The sequence below is a fragment of the Cellulophaga algicola DSM 14237 genome (assembly GCF_000186265.1).
In the GTDB taxonomy this organism is placed as follows: domain Bacteria; phylum Bacteroidota; class Bacteroidia; order Flavobacteriales; family Flavobacteriaceae; genus Cellulophaga; species Cellulophaga algicola.
In genome coordinates this window covers 2,748,290-2,766,978 of sequence record NC_014934.1, presented here as the reverse complement: position 1 = coordinate 2,766,978, position 18,689 = coordinate 2,748,290, and the positions used below count along the sequence as shown (strand labels likewise).

Genomic DNA, 18,689 nt, shown 5'->3' with positions numbered 1-18,689 from the left:
TTTATTTAATATTTACATTAAACATTTCTATACTTTCTAACCTCCCTGAAAGGTAATCATTAGTTTTAACACTACCAACACCTGCTGGTGTACCCGTGAAGATGACATCTCCCTTTTTTAAGGTGAAAAAAGTACTTACATACGCTATTAATTCATCTATCTTCCAGAGCATCAAGTTGGTATTTCCATCCTGAACCACCTCATCATTTTTCAATAATTGAAAACCTAAATTATCAATATTTTCAAATTTCTCTTTAGCAATCCAGTTTCCGATAACAGCAGCACCATCAAAACCTTTTGCCTTCTCCCAAGGCAATCCTTTTTCTTTTAACGCCTGTTGCACATCTCTAGCTGTAAAATCTATCCCCAAACCTATCTCATCATAGTAATTAGACGCAAATTTCTCTAAAATATGCTTACCTACTTTCTTTATTTTAACCAAAACCTCTACCTCGTAATGAATATCTTTAGAGAATTCAGGGATATAAAAATCTTGCTCCTTAGGCAAAACAGAAGAGTCTGGCTTAATGAAAACCACAGGATCTAGAGGCTTTTCATTTTGCAACTCAGCGATATGAGCTGCATAATTTCTTCCAATACAAATTATTTTCATACAAGAACTTTTTTAATTTATTTTTTTGACAATTTTAAACTCACTGCGGGTATAAGACTTCCTGTTTCATTTTTAGATTTCACTACAAAATCTGTCCATTCCCCCATTCCATAAACCATAACTTTAAAGTTCTGATTTTTATTATACACACCACCAAAAGTGGGCGCAAACCTATCTTCTACTACTAATTTATTAGTGATACTGTGTTTGCCAGAGTTCTTATACCAATTGCTTGGTACAAACAACCACTCTAAACCTATATAAACACCCTCTCTAGGCATTTTTATCTGAAGCCCTGATAAGTCTAATGAAACGTAATCCTTATTTACTTCTGTCTCTAAAACAAAACTTTTTCTCAGCAAATCTTTGGTTGGTTTCCTCGTCTCCTTATCCACATCATAAACCCTTACTCTAAATTTTGATGCTTTTCTTTTAAAGGCAGAATTATTCTGAAAAAATATGGTGACTTTATCTAGGTATTTTTTTTGCTGTCCTATATTAGGATAATACAAGGCCAATACCCACGGAGTTGATGATGATGAAAATCCGCTTTTCATACTATAACTACCAATAGGATTTAATACATCTGAATTCCCTAAGGTTTCCGAAACAACAACCTCATTTAGCTCAAAAGATTCCGGAACCAAATTAAAACGTTTAGCTTTAAATATAGCCGCAGCAGCAACAATAGTATCTTTATACCCTAAGGAAGAAATATGAAGTTGCTTCTCTAAGAAAGAAGAAGGTAGATTCATAAAAAAATGCCCTTCCTCATCTGAGGAAGTCCCCTTTAGCGTATTCAGAAAACTTAAATTCACAAATGGGATTGTTTCTTCTGTTTTGCTATCATAAACAACACCTTCAAAAAAAATGTCTTGCGCCGTAAGCACATTTAATCCCAAAATAAATAATAAAAAAAAGCGTAACATTAGCCTAGTTTATTATTCAGTTTACTCAATTTAATTTGAGTCAATATTTTTTTAGTGTATAATGGAAAATCCGCATTTAAGATCCAACTAAAATATCCTGGCTCTTTAGCCAACACATCATGAACCTTTTTACCTTTATGTTTCCCAAATGAAAATACTTCTTCTTCATCTTCATCTAAAATTATAAACCCTGCAAAATCTACCGTTCTTTTATGTGACGAAAATTCTGCTAACATTTTCATATTATTCTCTAATTCAGGATACCGATCTAATTGAGACAATAAAACTTCATAGGTAGCATTGGTATCTGCCGCAGCACTATGCGCATCTATCAAATCTTTATCACAATAAAATTTATAAGCCGCACCAAGAGTTCTCTTTTCCATCTTATGAAAGATAGTCTGTACATCTACTGCAACTCTATTTTTCATATCAAAATCTATCTCAGATCTCAGCATTTCTTCTGCTAACAATGGAATATCAAACCGATCAGAATTAAAACCTCCTAAATCGCTATCCTTAATCATGTTATAAATATCCTTAGATAACTCTTTAAAAGTAGGCTCATTAGCTACTTTTTCATTCGTAATACCATGAACAGCTATCACCTCATCAGGTATCACCATTTCTGGATTTACCAACCAAGTTTTACTTTCTTTATTTCCGTTAGGATGAATTTTAAGAATTGCTATTTCTACGACCCGATCTTTTGCCACATTGATACCCGTTGTTTCTAAATCGAAAAAACAAATAGGACGTGTTAATTTTAATTGCATTTTTAAAGAATTTATTCAAAGATAGTTTATTCAACATTTAAGAAAAAACTAGCCTTAGTTAAATGTATTGATAACAAAAAAGCTTCCAAAAAGGAAGCTTTTTTAGGTATAATTTACTGTAATTAAATCTCTCTATTAACATCCCAAGCCTCTAAGAAATCTGCTACCGCTTTCACAAACATACCCCCTAACGCACCATTTACAACCCTATGATCATAACTATGAGATAAAAACATCTTACTTCTAATTCCTATAAAATCTCCTTCAGGAGTTTCTATAACAGAAGGTACTTTACGTATAGCTCCTAACGCAAGAATACCTACTTGCGGTTGGTTTATAATTGGCGTACCAAAGACACTCCCAAATGTACCAACATTAGTTACCGTATACGTACCCTCCTTTATTTCGTCTGGCTTTAGTTTATTATTTCTACTTCTAGTTGCCAAATCATTAACTGCTTTCGCCATACCTACAAGGTTTAACTGGTCTGCATTTTTAATTACAGGAACAATTAAATTACCATCTGGCAAAGCTGCTGCCATACCTATGTTTATATTTTTCTTCTTAACGACTGTATCGCCATCTAAAGAAATGTTCATCATAGGATATTTCTTTAAAGCAAAAGCTACAGCCTCCATAAAGATTGGAGTGAAAGTAAGCTTCTCTCCTTCTCTTTTCTCAAAGCTGATTTTATTCTTATTTCTCCAATTAACTACATTGGTAACATCTACTTCTATAAAACTTTGCACATGTGCTGATGTAGAAATACTATCTCGCATATACTGAGCAATAAGTTTCCCCATTCTACTCATCGGGATTACCTCATCACCATTCGCCATTTTTGCATTTGAAGCAACTTCACTAGCAACAACCTCTTTCTTAACTGGAGCAGATGATGCTACATTAGGAGTAACTGGCGAAGCCTCTTGAGCTGAAGCAACCTGCTTCCCTGATTTGCCATTTTCTACGTATTCAAGAATGTCATTTTTAGTAACTCTACCTTCTTTGCCTGTTCCCGCTATTTGATCTAATTCTGCAACAGAAACCCCCTCTTCTTTAGCTATATTTTTTACTAAAGGAGAATAGAAACGATCTGTACCACTATAATCTGCAACTGGCGCACTAACCACATCTTTTACACTTTCAATTTCCTGCTCAATTGCAGCTGCTGCAACAGGCTTACTATCCTCTACAGCAACAGTGTCTGAAGAACCGTCTTGAATTTCGATTATTGCAACCGTTTGACCTACCGATATAATATCATCGATGTTAAAAAGTTTTTCAACCAAAACACCTTCAACCTCACTAGGCACTTCCGAATCTACCTTATCTGTAGCAATTTCAAAAACAGCTTCATCCATTTCAATAGTATCACCTACTTCTTTCAACCAAGTAGTCAGTGTTGCTTCTGCAACACTCTCTCCCATTTGTGGTAATTTTAATTCAAACTTTGACATATCATCAATTAATATACTTATTCAGAATAATTTTTTGCGAAAATAATAAAAATATCGTCTTTTACTTAAATTTAGTACAACTATTTTATTTATGCTTTCATAGAATTTTCGAATGGAATTCGGTTTAAAATACTACGTCCTAAGGTAATTTCATCTGCATATTCAAGCTCATCACCTACAGCAATCCCTCTTGCAATGGTTGATGTTTTTACTGTTACACCTTCCAATTGCTTAAAGATATAAAAGTTAGTTGTATCTCCTTCCATAGTAGAACTTAATGCAAAGATAAGCTCACTCACACCTCCCTTTTTTACTTTTTCAACAAGCGAAACTATGGTTAGATCTTGCGGGCCTACGCATTCCATCGGAGAGATCTTACCTCCCAGCACATGATACAACCCCCTAAACTGGCCTGTGTTTTCTATCGCCATTACATCTCTAATATCTTCTACCACACAAATTATAGCAGCATCTCTCTTAGAATTTGCACAAATTTCACAAAGTGCTACGTCAGATATATTATGACAATTAGAGCAAAATTTAATTTGACTCCTTAATTTCCCTAAAGCACTTGTTAAATGAGATGTTTGCTCTTCTGGTTGTTTTAGCAAATGCAAAGCCAAACGCAATGCTGTACGTTTTCCAATTCCAGGCAATTGCGAAATTTCATAGACTGCATTTTCTAAAAGTTTTGACGAAAATTCCATAGCCACAAAATTACGACTTTATCGGTTTTATTTCTTTATTCTTCATGAGAATTTAAAATTGATTTGTAGCGAGCAAAACTAGTGTACAAGCCACTTCTACTTCAATATTACTATTTTTAAGTAACGCATAGAAATTGGGGTTTTCTGTCCCTGGATTAAAAATGACCCGTTTAGGATTTAAATCTATTATCTTTTGATAATACGCTTCCTGAAATTTTGGGTTTAAATATAAAGTAACCGTGTGTATATTTTGAAAATCGTCAAAATTAGTCTTAATTTGCACTCCGTAAAGAATACCTTCTTTTAAGCCAAAAGCTTCTGTTTTAATAGATTTTTCTGTCAGCTTTTTTATAGCTACATTACTATATCTACTTGATTTTAATGAAGCGCCTATTACAAGTGTTTTTTGCATTTTACCGAAAATGATGTTAAAAATTGTTAATTAAAGTAATTATCATATGAATTTTGCGTCTATTAGTAAACTAAAGATATTATGAATTTGTCGTTAATGCTGTATTTTTATAGTTAATGGTTAGTGTTTAGTGCACATTATCGATAATAGAAACCCTCATGTAAATGAGGGTTTTGTTTTTTATATACCTCTGCATCCTAATACTCCCCCTTTCGAGTACAAAAATTACACTACAAGATTAACTTAATTAAACTTTAGATTTTAACCTCAAAACTGAGGAATATTCTTCTATCCCTTTCAGATACGTTAAAAACTGTTAAAATTAAATTACTGTGTAACAATAGTTCTTTAATGTCGTCCTGTAGCTAGAAATTCATCATCAATCAATCAATCAAATCAATTACTAAAACGAACATTCATGAAAAAAGCAATCGTATGTATTGCACTGCTCATCAACAGTGCATTATTCGCAAACACGGAACCCTCTAATACCGATGTTGTATTAGGTACCATCACGGGTACCATTTTAGACCAATCTTTACAAGAACCTATAGCATTTGCTGCTATTGTTATTAAATCTGAAGATAAGTCTACTATTATTACTGGAGGTATTACAGAAGAGAACGGAACTTTTGAAATAAAAAATATTCCCGAAGGAACACTTACCTTTTTAGTTCAATTCATAGGGTACAAAACATACTCAAAGCTAGTTACTATTGATAAGAACCACCGAAAAATAGCCTTAGGAACTATTTATCTTGAAGATCAAACTCAAGAATTATCGGGAGTAGAAGTGGTCGCAGAACGGACAACCATTGAACAAAAAATAGATCGGAAAGTAATTAATGTCGGTAAAGATCTGACCACCACAGGTGCATCTGCATCAGACATTATGAATAATATTCCTTCTGTAAACATAGACCAACAGACAGGTGAACTTTCTATGCGTGGCAATTCTAATGTAAGAGTTATGGTAGACGGAAAATTATCTAATGTTCCCGTTGCTCAATTGCTAAAGCAAATTCCGTCTAGCGCTATAAAATCTATTGAACTAATTACCAATCCTTCTGCGAAATATAATCCTGAAGGCATGAGCGGTATCATCAATATCATACTTCATAAGAATGCCAATAATGGGTTTAACGGGACGATTAGCACAGGACTCACGGTCGGCGAAGAGGCTAAATTTAATAGTGCTATTGACTTAAATTACCGTTCAGGAAAAATTAATATTTATGGAAACTATGGAAATAATATTGGTAAATATGTAAATAACGGAAGCCTATACAGGCTTGATGACAATTCAGAACAACTTTTTAGTTTTCTAAATAACAACAAATCACACTTATACAAAGTAGGCGTTGATTTTTATTTAAATGATTACCATACCATTTCATTTTTCACCAATCAGAATTCTTTTGACGGTAAGGGAAAGGGAGATACCGATATTTTATATTATAACGATGCCAACAGAAATTCAAATCAAATCTTTGATAATTTTCAAGACAACCTTAGTGAACAATATAATTTTGATTACAAACTAAAGTTTAAGAAAGAAGGACACAATATTGAGCTAGAAATTGATTACAACAAATTTAACCAAGACGAAGATGCTTTATTTTCTTCTTCCGGGAATAGCGTTTTCCCTAATTATGTTGATATGGTAGACACCAATCGCAAACAGACCATCGTTAATCTTGATTATGTAAACCCCTTAGATTCTATTTCTAAACTAGAATTAGGTGTAGAATCTAGAAATTTTGAAACCAATGTAGATTATACCTCTACAGGATTATCTTTTAATGAAACGGGGAATTTAATTCCAACACCAGATACTGATTTTGTATACGGAATGGATATCTATTCTGCCTATGCCACTTTTGGTCAGAACTATAAGAAATGGTCCTATCAAGCTGGCTTGCGTGTAGAAAATGTGGAAGTAAAAGCAGATACGAATAACATTCGTACTTTTTCTGATCAATACACCCAACTCTACCCTTCTGCCTATATAACCTATTCTCCCAATGATAAAAATCAGTTTCAACTAAGTCTTAGTCGTCGAGTAGACAGACCTGGATTGCAACAAGTAAATCCTATAAGAGAATGGTCTACTCCCTTAATATCTTCTTTTGGAAACCAAAATCTTGTGCCTCAGTTTACCAATTCTTATGAAGTAAACTATACCAAACGTTTAGAAAAAGGAAGTATCACTACGGGTATTTTTTACCGTCAGATCAAAGATGAAATAAACAGAGCTGTCTATGTAGATCGCTTAGACTTAAACAAACTTATTTTAACCTATGATAATTTTGATAATACCACAGCCTATGGAATGGAAGTATCTTTAAACTACAAACCATTAACCTGGTGGAGCATCAATGGTAGTTTTGATCTTTTCTCACAAACGCAACGAGGCATAACAGAGACTCTACCCACAGAAGATCCTAATACCACTGTAGATGATATTGCTATAGAAGAAGTGGAAGTAGAAAATACGGCTTGGAATTTTAGAATGAATAACAGCCTAAAAGCTACTAAAAACTTAAGCTTCCAGGTCTTTGGATTCTATCGTGGTGCAAATAAAAACATACAGTTTGACGTGAAGTCTATGTATTTTATAAATACAGGTGCTCGCTACAGTTTCGCAGAAGGAAAAGGAACCTTAAGTCTAAATTTTAACGATGTATTTAATACGATGCGTTTTGCCTTTGATAGCACAAGACCTTATGCATCAACAGGACAATTTAATTGGGAAAGCAGAACTGTATATGCAGGTTTATCTTATATGTTTGGTAGCGGCAAAAATAAAGCGAGCAAACGAAAAAATAGAGATAATAACACCAAAGAAGGCGGCGGCGGAATTTTATAAAACAAATACTCCTTTCTTTTAAAAGAGTTTCTAGTTGAGTCGTCCTAAAATAGGTTGACAGTTTTTAAATAATTAATATTAAACCAGAGAAGCTAGCTTCTCTGGTTTTTTGTTATGTACAAAGTTAGGTGTTTTATATTTTAGACTCAAGTGTGGTCTTTTGTTGTTATACGTTTTTATTGATTCTGCTATAAGCTTTTTCAACTCTTTGCCAGTGTTACATTTATAGATTAGGAATTCCCCTTTCAATATGCCGTTGATTCGTTCTGCCAATGCATTTTGGTAGCAATCATAACCATCTGTCATTGACGGAGTCATATTGCTTAGCCTTAGTTCTTTTTGGTATATGCCGGAGCAATACTGCAATCCTCTATCGGAATGATGAATTAGATCTTTACTTGTCAATCTATTGTTTTTAGCCATTCTTACTGCTTTTACCACATTTTCGGCACTCATATCATCACTAAGGTGATATCCCATTATTTTTCTACTATAGGCATCGGTTACCAAGGATAGATAATGTGTCCGCTCTCTACTTTTGATATATGTAATGTCACTGACGAAGAACTCTTCTGGTCTGGAAACTTTGATTTCTTTCATCAGATTAGGATGTTTTCTAAGCCAATGTTTAGAGTTTGTTGTCTTGGTGTAATTCTTCCTTGGCCTTATCAGCATCGATTCCGAGCGCAAATATCCAAACAGGGCATCTCTTCCTATTTTTAAATTGTGCTTTGCGAATTCTTCCTTTAACAGGTAATACAGCTTTCGTGTACCGAGCCGGGGCATATCCTTGCGAACACCTTCAACCAAGTTCTTTACTTTTATAAACTCCTGTTCTCTTTTTATAATCCGTTTTTCTGCTTGATAGACCGCTTGTCTACTTACCCCAAACAATCGACAACAACGAGATAAACTTAATCGTTGTTCTTGTCGGATGCGCTGGATTGATTGGGCGAATGCTTTTTTCTGATAGCGGTACCATACTGTTTATCGGAGATGTCAATCATAGTATTGAGAATTTTGTTCCTGAGTTTTTCATCGGAAAGCTCTCTCTCCAAGCGTTTGATTTTTTGGGCAGGTGTTTCTTTTGATTTTGGCATTTGATGGCGTATTGGTTTAGTCCAATCTAATGTACCATGTTTTCTCAACCAAACCAAAACAGTACTTCTACCTTGAATACCATAAGCCTTTTGCGCCTGCTTATAAGTCATTTCGCCTTTTTCAACCTGATGGACAACACTTAATTTAAAGCCCAAATTATAATCGCGTTGGGTACGCTTGTCTACCGTAATAATTGAATGTTTCATAAATAAGTCGATTTTGTGTCAACTTATTTCAGGACGGGACAAGTTAAATAAAAAAGCCTCAACAATTATGTTGGGGCTTTCTTAAATTATAATTTTATAGATTTTTACCAGCGGATAATAACACTACCCCATGTAAAGCCACTACCAAAAGCAGCTAATACGACTAAATCTCCTTCTTTAACTTTACCTTGCTCCCAAGCTTCTGTTAAAGCAATTGGAATAGACGCTGCTGTAGTATTCCCGTAGTTCATAATATTATTAAAAACCTGATCGTCTGACAATTGGAATTTCTTCTGTATAAACTGAGAAATTCTTAAATTAGCCTGATGTGGTACTAATAAATCAATATCGGTTGCTGCTAATTTATTAGCTTCTAAACCTTCTATAATAACTTCACTAAAACGAACCACTGCATTTTTAAATACAAATTGGCCATTCATGTGAGGAAAATAAGATTCGTCGTTAGGATCATTATCTGCAATGATATCTGTAACCCATCTTTTTCCCATTCCTGGAGCTATCAAAGATAATTCCTCTGCATGTTGCCCTTCAGAATGCAAATGTGTAGATAGGATTCCTTTACTGTTATCTTCTTCCCTTGATAAAACCGCAGCTCCTGCTCCGTCACCAAAAATTACAGAAACACCTCTACCACGTGTAGACATATCTAAACCATGAGAATGCAATTCTGATCCAATAACTAAAACATTCTTATACATGCCTGTTTTAATATACTGATCGGCAACAGAAATAGCGTAAACAAAACCAGAACATTGATTTCTTACATCTAAGGCTCCTACTGTTTTAATACCTAAATCTCGTTGTACTAAGACACCTGGGCCAGGAAAATAATAATCTGGACTTAAGGTCGCAAATACAATAAAATCAATATCATCTTTATCTATACCTGCTCTTTCAATAGCGATTTTAGCAGCTTTAACCCCCATTGTAGTGGTGGTATCGCCATCGCCTTTTATAACATGACGTCTTTCTTTAATACCTGTTCTTTCTTGAATCCACGCATCATTAGTATCCATGACCTTTGATAAATCATCATTAGTCACAACGTTTTCAGGAACGTAATGTCCTAAGCCTATAATTTTCGAATTATACATACAGTTTAGTTATCTGATCTGTTTATTATACATTTATTTAAGTTACGAATTAAATAAACAAGAACGCAATTTAAGGATTATTCTACAATGTTGTAAAATCATTCGGTAATTATACTTTTAGTTTGTATCCTAACAAATTAAAAGTCAGAAATATGTTGTTATACTTCTGTCTTTCTGCTCAATTCTTTAAGCTATTTTTTAATCTAAATACTGTCTAAAATTATTCACCTCAACCTTAGCTTTTAAATCGTGAAGTAAATTAAAGAGTCCGAAGAACGTTCTATTCATGTATAAGAAATGCTTTGAACCTCTATTGCCATTCATTTTTCTAATCTGATCATCTTTAGAATACCGCTGACTCAAATCAGCTATTTGAAGCCAAAAATCATCAGAACCAAAATCGAAAGTATCTCCATTAAAAGGCGATGTAAACAACAGTAACATCTCTTTAAATAAGGCTTTGAAAAATGTAATTTCTTCTTCAGAATCTGTAGGGGTCAGAATCTCCAATTCGTACAGTTTTTCCATAAAGTGCGAATCGTTTTCAATAACCTCTTTCTTTGCAAGTTCAAAATAAGGAATATAGAACTCATCTGGCACTTCTTTAATGCAACCAAAATCTATAGCAATAAGTGTATTGCTCTTACTTACTAGAAAGTTTCCTGGATGCGGGTCCGCATGAACCTTTCTAAGTCCATGAATTTGGAACATATAGAAATCCCATAAAGCCTGCCCCAATTTATTTCCTTCTGCAGCAGTAAAACTTGTTTTAGCAAATTCACTTAAATGCAAACCATTCATCCAATCCATGGTAATGATTCGTTCACTAGACAAGTCTGGATAATATTCCGGAAATTCCATATTCGGAATTACAGCGCATGCTTTTGTAATTTCCTGACTCTGTCTCATTTCAAGAATATAATTGGTCTCTTCTACCAGTTTATTCTCTACTTCTTTAAAATATTTATCTGAATCTTTACCTTTTAAGTTGAACATGCGTATAGCTATAGGTTTAACAATAGCCAAATCACTAGATATACTTTCTGACACTCCTGGGTACTGAATTTTTACTGCCAAGGTTTTTCCATCTTTGGTAGCCTTATGCACTTGACCTATACTCGCTGCATTTATAGAATCTTTATCAAAAGTATCATAAACCTCTTCTGGATATTTTCCTAAATATTTTTTAAACGTTTTACGCACTAAAGGTGCAGATAGTGGCGGAACAGAAAATTGTGATAGTGAAAATTTCTCTACATAAGCACTTGGTAGAATATTTTTCTCCATGCTTAACATTTGAGCCACTTTAAGCGCGCTACCCTTTAAACTTTTGAGTCCGTCATAAATATCACCCGCATTATCCTCATTCAATTCATCTTTTGACAGCTCAGGATTTACTAACTTTTTGCTGTAATATTTTACATAGTTACCACCAATCTTAACGCCTGTTTTCACAAGCTTTCCTGCTCTTTCTATCTTACCTGTTGGAATTTTATCTAATGTTTTCATAAAGTACTTTTAGTTAAAAGTGTTCAAAACAGTATGTGGTGGTTAGGTTTAAAAATAAGAGTTAAGCAAATTTTTCCTTATACAAGAATTTGCCAAAATCTATGATACTCTCTAAAGGAGTATTTTCAAAAACATCAAAAATTGTTTTTACAGATTTTTCAATAGCTAAATCCGTTTTCTCAAACCCTGCACTGGTATCTTCCATCCAAAATTTAAGCAAGAATAAAAATTGCACCCAAGTACCCTCAGCATATAATTGTGGACTTTTCTTTGTGATTTTGAACGATTTATCTGCATTAGCATCTTGTACTAGTTCTGATGCAAATATTTTTATATTAGAACGTAAGCCTTTTAACTGGCTTAAGTTCTTTAACATGCTATCATGTTCTCTTAATGCAAAAAGAACATAACTCCTATTCATGGTAAGTAATTCAAACATAGAGAAAAAGAAAGTGAGCATTTTATCTTGATTAGAAAATGACTCGTAATCCTCGTTTTTAGCCATAACGCCCACAGTATTGGTGTAGAACTTTTCCCATATGGCCGCTTGTAGCCCTTCTACTGATCCAAAGAAGTTATAAAACTCTTCTTCTTTGATAGCATTTGACTTACAAAACTTATAAATAGATTTAGGTACAGTTTCATGTTCTAAGACATAATCCATGTACATTCCTATTATTTGATCTTCTGTAATTTTTTTTGTTTCTGATTTTTTAGCCATGACGTTTATAGTTTAAGAGTGACAAAGCAATTTACTATTGGTACAAAAAAACGTATCTCCTAGAAGACGGAAATACGTTTTTAAACAACCTAACCAATAATGGTAATCGATTAAAAAACTAAATTCTTTTTCATAGCAATTAATCTTCCTCGATTACACTTCAAAGATACAAAAATGTTTAACTATTTTAAAAATTAATTAAACAAAATTTTTGTTAATCTTTTAGATGACTTTAAAAAGATGCAAATCACCTCACTTATTTAGTCGAATAAGTAGACAGGAACTAACAATTTTACTGAAAAAAATAAAAAAAGTGCCAGTTTGTCATTTTCTGTCAGATTGGTATTTTTTTTGACTGTTAAGAATCATATTAATAATTATAAATTTTAATTTACATATGGCGACAGGTAAGATTAATGTGTCCGTTGATAATATATTTCCTTTAATAAAGAAATTTCTTTACAGCGATCACGAAATATTTTTAAGAGAGTTGATTTCTAATGCGACAGATGCAACTTTAAAATTAAAGCATTTGACTTCTATTGGTGAAGCATCTGTAGAATATGGTAATCCAATTATCGAGGTAAAAGTTGATAAAGAAGGAAAGAAAATCCATATTATCGATCAAGGTTTGGGAATGACCGAGGACGAAGTAAAAAAGTACATTAATGAAGTAGCTTTTTCTGGTGCAGAAGAATTCTTAGACAAGTATAAAGACAGTGCAAAAGATTCTGGAATTATAGGTCACTTTGGTTTAGGATTTTACTCTGCCTTTATGGTAGCTAGTAAAGTAGAGATTATCACTAAGAGTTTTAAAGATGAGCCAGCAGTTCATTGGTCTTGTGATGGTTCTCCTAATTTTGATTTAGAACCTTCCGACAAAACAGATAGAGGTACTGAAATTGTACTTCATGTAGCTGATGATTCTACTGAGTTTTTAGAAGACAATAGAATTAGTGAGCTTTTATCAAAGTATAACAAGTTTATGCCAGTTCCAATAAAATTTGGAACTAGAACTGAAACATTACCAAAACCAGAAGGTGCTAAAGAAGAAGATGAAGCTCCTACAGAAGAGGTAGATAATATCATAAACAATCCTACTCCTGCTTGGACAAAACAACCAGCAGATTTAGAGACTAAAGATTACCAAGAGTTCTATAGAGAATTGTATCCAATGCAATTTGAGGAGCCTTTATTTCATATTCACTTAAATGTGGATTATCCTTTTCATTTAACTGGTATTTTATACTTCCCTAGGTTAACGAATGACTTAAATAGTCAGAAAGATAAAATTCAGTTATATCAGAATCAGGTGTATGTAACAGATAATGTTGAAGGTATTGTGCCTGAGTTTTTAATGATGCTTCGTGGTGTTGTAGACTCTCCAGATATTCCTTTAAACGTTTCTCGTTCTTACTTACAATCTGATGGTGCTGTAAAGAAAATATCATCTTATATTACTAGAAAAGTAGCTGATAAACTTTCTTCTTTATTTAAAGATAACAGAGAAGATTTTGAAGCAAAATGGAATGACATTAAAATAGTCATAGAATACGGTATGCTTTCTGAAGATAAATTCTTTGAAAAAGCAGATAAGTTTGCACTTTACCCAACGGTAGATGGTAAGTTCTTTACGTTTGACGAGTTGCAAGAGAAGTTAAAAGCAAACCAAACAGATAAGGATGGTAAGTTAGTTATTCTTTACGCTTCAGATAAAGAAGCGCAACACAGTTATATTGAAACTGCAAAAGACAAAGGATACGAGGTGTTACTTTTAGATTCTCCTATTATTTCGCACTTGATGCAAAAACTAGAGACTTCTAAAGAAAATATTTCTTTTACGCGTGTAGATTCTGATCATATTGAAAACTTAATCAAGAAAGATGAAGCGCAAATCTCTAAACTTTCTGACGAAGAAAAAGAAACACTTAAAAAGGTTTTAGAAGAAACAATAGCGAATAAATCATATACGATTCAGTTAGAAGCTATGGATAGTGCTGCTTCTCCTTTTATCATTACGGAGCCTGAGTTTATGCGTCGTATGAAAGAGATGCAACAAACTGGCGGTGGCGGAATGTTCGGAATGGGGAATATGCCAGAAATGTATAACCTTACAGTGAACACAAACAGCGAGTTGGTATCTGAAATTTTAACTACAAAAACAGCTAAGAAAAAAGAACGATTAATTAATCAATCTTTAGATTTAGCACGTTTATCTAAAGGACTACTAAAAGGTGAAGAACTTACAAACTTTATCAAGCGTAGTTACGAGATGGTGAAATAATAATTACCAACCGTTATTGGTTGATTATAGGAACATGATAAAAGCCGCTTCATTTATTTGAAGCGGCTTTTTATTTTTAGAAAAGTTAGTATCTTTCAGCAAACAACCACACCAATGAATAACGATTATCGCAGCCCTTCCTTTAAAAGATGGTTAGACAAATTGCAGCAAGAAAGTTGGCAATTAGAATTAATTATTTCAGGTTTTGCCATTTATGCTTTGATTTTGGCCTACGAGCCCTTGGAGCTTTTATACGAAACAGCCAAAGCCAGTCAAATAGAAGCTTGGAGGATTATCTGGTCTGTGGTTCAAGTAATGTGGGGTATCTTAATATTTAATTTAGTCTTACACGTTATTTTAAGAGGACTATGGATTGGCGCTGTTGGTTTGCGCTATGTCTCAGGAGATATTGATTATAAGGCGTTAAACTATTCTGAAAAATTCACTACTTATTTAAAAAAAAATGTAGGCTCTTTTGACAAATATATAGGACAACTGGAGAAATATTGCAGTGTACTTTTTGCTATTTCCTTTTTACTCATCTTTTACATGCTGGCATTATATATTATCATGTCATTATTAGCAGGTATTATAATCCTAATCGCAACAAATTTTGATATACAGCATAATATTTCGGTGGGAATAGCTCTAGTTTCCATCTTACTTATTTGTTGCCTACTTATGCTGATTGTGTTTATCGATTTTATTGGTCAAGGAATACTCAAGAAAAATAAATATATTGCTAAAATCTACTTCCCTATTTACTAGCTATTTAGTTATTTGACGCTATCCTTTTTATATAGACCACTGGTCTATAATTTCTTAGATAATAAATTCGGAAAACGTCTTGTCTTTTTTTTAATTCCCATTTATGCCGTAATAAGTATATTAGGAGGACTAAATTTTAAGCAATCTAATTATTTAAAAAACAATGAGGAGTCTTGGGAAAACTATTCTAATCCAAATAATTATGAGGATCTACTTTTAGATCGTAATGATTTTATTGAAACTGCATCGATTCCTTCCAAAGTCATCAAAAACAACCATTTAAAAGTATTCATTGTATTCAAAAAACAAATGGAAGATCAAATATTCGACATTAACTCCTCGATTAAACCTAAAGAAGATGTGAGAGGTTTTAACCTAGGTTTTAAGATGCATTTCAATAATGGAATGAATGGATCTGGAGGAAGTTTTGAAAATCATAAAAATGAACTTGACTATTTAAAAACATTTGAAAGCTTATATCAGATTAAAATTGATAGCATCCTATTTTCAAGTGAATATGTAATTTCCACAGACCAACATAAAAGGCTAGGTTTTGAAACCTACCTCAATATACGAGATTTAAATGAAGGCAAACATATCCTGCGTATCTTAGCACCGCCAGCAGATAGTACTAAAGTAGAAAATGACACCTTAGTCACTATTCCTTTTTGGCACTTTAAAGACTAATTATGAACTACCCATTTCATCTATACCTATTAGCCGCAATTTATGTTTTTGCAGGTGTTATGCATTTTATTAAGCCAAAAACCTATCTGCGCATTATGCCCAGATACCTACCCAATCCTAAACTGTTAGTATCCTTGAGTGGTATAGCAGAAATAGCACTAGGTATTGGACTCTGTTTCCCTGCCACAAAAAACCTATCTATTTACGGCATTATTGCCATGCTAGCGGTGTTTCTATTAGTCCACTTTTATATGCTTTCTGGAGAAAAGCAAAGTGCGGGAATTCCAAAATGGATTCTGATCCTTAGAATACCGTTACAATTCGCGTTAATGTATTGGGCATTTTCCTATTTAGCATACTGATTAAGAGCATAATTGTGTATTGAAAAATATTTTTTAAGAACAAAAATTTGAATATAGCAAAAGACCAAGACGCTAATAATGCCATAGCATACTATTTTTGAAGGGGTAAAAATTGAATTAGAATCAATTACATTTAAAATTCTAAAATTATTTAAAAATTCAAAATATGTGCTGCCAACAAACCTATTTTCATCATACATTAAAGTAAAGCCAGTTAAAGCCACGACTCCCATAGCAATCGATAGCCACACAAAATTAGAAATCAATGGTGGATGAGTACACTTTAACTTTTCTTGAGCTAGCGGTAATCGTGAGAGTATCATACTATTGAAGTCTTTACTTGGAGCTTCTGTACCTACTTCTTTTATTGCTTTGCGCAAAAAGATGTCAAATTCGTTTATATTATTTCCTTCCATAACTTTTAATCGTTTCTGGGGTTAATTTATTTTCTAGAATATCTGCTAATTTTTTTCTAATTCGGAATAACCGAACTTTAATCGTATTTGCAGGTATATTCATGATTTCAGAGATTTCTTGTAATGATAATTCTTTAAAATAATGTAATGTTACCAACACTGATTCTTCTGCACCCAACTGCTCAAGCGATTCTTTTATGATTTCTCTGCGATCCTGCATTTCAAATTGATCTAAAACACTAGTTAACTCTGATATATTAATGTCGTGATCTGATGTTATCGTACTGGTTTTAATTCTTCTATTATTTTTTTTCAAATAATCTAGGGCTCCATAATAGGCTATCTTATAAATCCATGTAGAGAATTTTGATTCTCCTTTAAAGGTAGCTAAAGAATGATATGCCTTCACAAAAGTATCTTGCGCAACTTCCTCTGCATTTTCTCTAGTACTTGTCACTTTAAATGCAACCGTAAAAACCATATGCTTATACCGATCAATCAATATAGAAAAAGACTGAGCATCTCCTCTTAATGTTTTATCTATATAATATTGATCTTGGTGGTTGCTCATTTAATTGATTAGACGAATAAAAAACAATCATGGTTACATAATTCATTAAAAAATATAATTTATGTAACCATGATAAAAAAATAATCGTCCTATACTTGAACGTATTAAATTAATCAATTAAAAAACAATCAGCATGGCAGTAGCAATTTTAATCCCCGTTAGCTTTTTTTTATTAGTATTTGGAATAACTTACCTCTATTATTCAACGCGCAATAGAGAACGCATGGCTCTTATTGAGAAAGACTTAGATGCCACTATTTTCAACAAAGCCAAACGCGAAAACACATCTCCTGTATGGAAAATATTTATTTTAAATTTCTCCTTACTATTAATTGGTGTAGGATTGGCAATATTCATAGCCTCCATTTTGGTGGCTAATATTGGGGTACCCTCTGAAGTTGCCTATCCGGCTACTATCTTTTTAATGGCAGGCATTGCCCTTTTAGCAGGTTTCTTTGTGAGCAAAAAACTAACTAGCTAGACAAAAAACACCTTATTTTAAAAACCATCATAGTTATCTATGATGGTTTTCTATCTTTATAACATGAAGGTAATTTCAACCAACTTAGGAAAATCAACCACCATACTATGGAATGGTAAAGAAGAACAAACGGGGATCTACAAATACCCTACCTCAGAAGCTATACAGCTCCTAAATGAAGATGTTGCCAATGATACTGTAATTGATAGGAAACACCATGGTGGTGTTAATAAGGCATGCTACCTGTATTCTGCAGATCAATATCCGTATTGGAAAAACCTCTATCCTAATTTAGGATGGGATTGGGGAATGTTTGGAGAAAACTTAACCATAGAAGGCCTTGATGAGTCTGAGTTACGGATTGGTGCTACTTACAAGTTAGGTACAGCCTTAGTACAAATTACCCAGCCAAGGGAGCCTTGCTATAAACTAGGCATTCGTTTTAATGATTCTAAAATCATCAAGCAATTTGTAACTCATAACTATCCCGGTACCTACGTTAAAGTTTTGGAAACAGGAACGGTTACCACCGGTGATGATATGATCCTTATATCCCAATCAAAAAACAGCTTAACCATTAATCAATACTATCAATTTTTATTTGCTAAAACTAAAGACCCTGAAGTAATTCAATTAATTTTAAGCAATGATACTTTACCTGAATACAAAAAAGAAAGATTACGAAACTCACTAAAAACTCAATAA

Annotated in this window: 19 protein-coding genes; 7 read left to right on the top strand and 12 right to left on the bottom strand. The window is 33.3% G+C overall.

Annotated features, from left to right (window positions below; genetic code table 11):
* Nucleotide 1 precedes the first annotated feature (1 nt).
* The 6 genes from CELAL_RS12055 to CELAL_RS12030 form a co-directional block, all read right to left on the bottom strand.
* Nucleotides 2-613, bottom strand: a complete 612-nt coding sequence (locus tag CELAL_RS12055; RefSeq protein WP_013551185.1) for a fumarylacetoacetate hydrolase family protein — start codon at nucleotides 611-613, stop codon at nucleotides 2-4.
* A gap of 17 nt (nucleotides 614-630) precedes the next feature.
* Nucleotides 631-1,542: a carboxypeptidase-like regulatory domain-containing protein gene (locus CELAL_RS12050; RefSeq protein ID WP_013551184.1), complete on the bottom strand. Its 912-nt coding sequence runs from the start codon at nucleotides 1,540-1,542 to the stop codon at nucleotides 631-633.
* Complete coding sequence (locus CELAL_RS12045) at nucleotides 1,542-2,318, bottom strand: 3'-5' exonuclease (RefSeq protein WP_013551183.1); 777 nt, start codon at nucleotides 2,316-2,318, stop codon at nucleotides 1,542-1,544. The genes CELAL_RS12050 and CELAL_RS12045 overlap by 1 nt, the downstream gene beginning before the upstream one ends.
* A 122-nt stretch (nucleotides 2,319-2,440) precedes the next feature.
* Nucleotides 2,441-3,775, bottom strand: a complete 1,335-nt coding sequence (locus CELAL_RS12040; RefSeq protein WP_013551182.1) for a dihydrolipoamide acetyltransferase family protein — start codon at nucleotides 3,773-3,775, stop codon at nucleotides 2,441-2,443.
* 89 nt (nucleotides 3,776-3,864) lie between these two features.
* The gene (gene recR / locus CELAL_RS12035; protein ID WP_013551181.1) at nucleotides 3,865-4,482 is read right to left on the bottom strand and encodes a recombination mediator RecR; all 618 of its coding nucleotides are present in this window, start codon (nucleotides 4,480-4,482) and stop codon (nucleotides 3,865-3,867) included.
* A gap of 52 nt (nucleotides 4,483-4,534) precedes the next feature.
* Nucleotides 4,535-4,894, bottom strand: coding sequence for a CoA-binding protein (locus CELAL_RS12030; protein ID WP_013551180.1), 360 nt, complete (start codon nucleotides 4,892-4,894; stop codon nucleotides 4,535-4,537).
* Nucleotides 4,895-5,312: 418 nt separating this feature from the next.
* On the opposite strand from CELAL_RS12030, the gene CELAL_RS12025 reads away from it, so the two are divergent.
* Entirely contained in the window at nucleotides 5,313-7,763 is a 2,451-nt protein-coding gene (locus CELAL_RS12025) for a TonB-dependent receptor domain-containing protein (RefSeq protein WP_013551179.1), read from the top strand.
* A 78-nt stretch (nucleotides 7,764-7,841) separates the two neighbouring features.
* Here CELAL_RS12025 and CELAL_RS12020 read toward each other — a convergent pair.
* The 4 genes from CELAL_RS12020 to CELAL_RS12000 all read right to left on the bottom strand — a co-directional run bounded on the left by CELAL_RS12020 (nucleotide 7,842) and on the right by CELAL_RS12000 (nucleotide 12,415).
* Nucleotides 7,842-9,070 (bottom strand): IS3 family transposase gene (locus tag CELAL_RS12020; protein ID WP_085951515.1). Its coding sequence is split into 2 segments (ribosomal slippage): nucleotides 7,842-8,722 and nucleotides 8,722-9,070, totalling 1,230 coding nucleotides; the frame shifts between segments, so codons are not numbered across the junction.
* Between the two features lie 104 nt (nucleotides 9,071-9,174).
* A complete protein-coding gene (locus tag CELAL_RS12010) occupies nucleotides 9,175-10,185 on the bottom strand; it encodes a 3-oxoacyl-ACP synthase III family protein (protein WP_013551178.1) in 1,011 nt (336 codons plus the stop codon).
* A gap of 198 nt (nucleotides 10,186-10,383) precedes the next feature.
* On the bottom strand, nucleotides 10,384-11,694 hold the full coding sequence (locus CELAL_RS12005; protein ID WP_013551177.1) for an ABC1 kinase family protein: 1,311 nt from the start codon (nucleotides 11,692-11,694) through the stop codon (nucleotides 10,384-10,386).
* 61 nt (nucleotides 11,695-11,755) lie between these two features.
* Nucleotides 11,756-12,415: a TetR family transcriptional regulator C-terminal domain-containing protein gene (locus CELAL_RS12000; protein ID WP_013551176.1), complete on the bottom strand. Its 660-nt coding sequence runs from the start codon at nucleotides 12,413-12,415 to the stop codon at nucleotides 11,756-11,758.
* 397 nt (nucleotides 12,416-12,812) lie between these two features.
* Between CELAL_RS12000 and htpG the strand changes: the two genes are divergently transcribed.
* The 4 genes from htpG (at nucleotide 12,813) to CELAL_RS11980 (ending at nucleotide 16,516) form a co-directional block, all read left to right on the top strand.
* On the top strand, nucleotides 12,813-14,699 hold the full coding sequence (gene htpG / locus CELAL_RS11995; RefSeq protein ID WP_013551175.1) for a molecular chaperone HtpG: 1,887 nt from the start codon (nucleotides 12,813-12,815) through the stop codon (nucleotides 14,697-14,699).
* A gap of 114 nt (nucleotides 14,700-14,813) precedes the next feature.
* Nucleotides 14,814-15,467: a hypothetical protein gene (locus CELAL_RS11990; RefSeq protein ID WP_041557717.1), complete on the top strand. Its 654-nt coding sequence runs from the start codon at nucleotides 14,814-14,816 to the stop codon at nucleotides 15,465-15,467.
* A gap of 12 nt (nucleotides 15,468-15,479) precedes the next feature.
* Entirely contained in the window at nucleotides 15,480-16,154 is a 675-nt protein-coding gene (locus tag CELAL_RS11985) for a hypothetical protein (protein WP_041557716.1), read from the top strand.
* A 2-nt stretch (nucleotides 16,155-16,156) separates the two neighbouring features.
* The gene (locus tag CELAL_RS11980) at nucleotides 16,157-16,516 is read left to right on the top strand and encodes a DoxX family protein (protein ID WP_013551174.1); all 360 of its coding nucleotides are present in this window, start codon (nucleotides 16,157-16,159) and stop codon (nucleotides 16,514-16,516) included.
* On the opposite strand, the gene CELAL_RS11975 is transcribed toward CELAL_RS11980, so the two are convergent.
* Nucleotides 16,501-16,932: a hypothetical protein gene (locus CELAL_RS11975; RefSeq protein WP_013551173.1), complete on the bottom strand. Its 432-nt coding sequence runs from the start codon at nucleotides 16,930-16,932 to the stop codon at nucleotides 16,501-16,503. The two genes, CELAL_RS11980 and CELAL_RS11975, sit on opposite strands and share 16 nt — an antisense overlap.
* Nucleotides 16,919-17,503, bottom strand: coding sequence for an RNA polymerase sigma factor (locus CELAL_RS11970; protein WP_013551172.1), 585 nt, complete (start codon nucleotides 17,501-17,503; stop codon nucleotides 16,919-16,921). The genes CELAL_RS11975 and CELAL_RS11970 overlap by 14 nt, the downstream gene beginning before the upstream one ends.
* Nucleotides 17,504-17,636: 133 nt before the next feature.
* Here CELAL_RS11970 and CELAL_RS11965 point away from each other — a divergent pair, with 133 nt between their 5' ends.
* Both CELAL_RS11965 and CELAL_RS11960 read left to right on the top strand, forming a co-directional pair.
* Complete coding sequence (locus tag CELAL_RS11965) at nucleotides 17,637-17,984, top strand: DUF6249 domain-containing protein (RefSeq protein WP_013551171.1); 348 nt, start codon at nucleotides 17,637-17,639, stop codon at nucleotides 17,982-17,984.
* Nucleotides 17,985-18,047: 63 nt separating this feature from the next.
* Nucleotides 18,048-18,689 carry an MOSC domain-containing protein gene (locus CELAL_RS11960; RefSeq protein ID WP_041557715.1) on the top strand — a complete coding sequence of 214 codons (642 nt, stop codon included), beginning with the start codon at nucleotides 18,048-18,050 and terminating at the stop codon, nucleotides 18,687-18,689.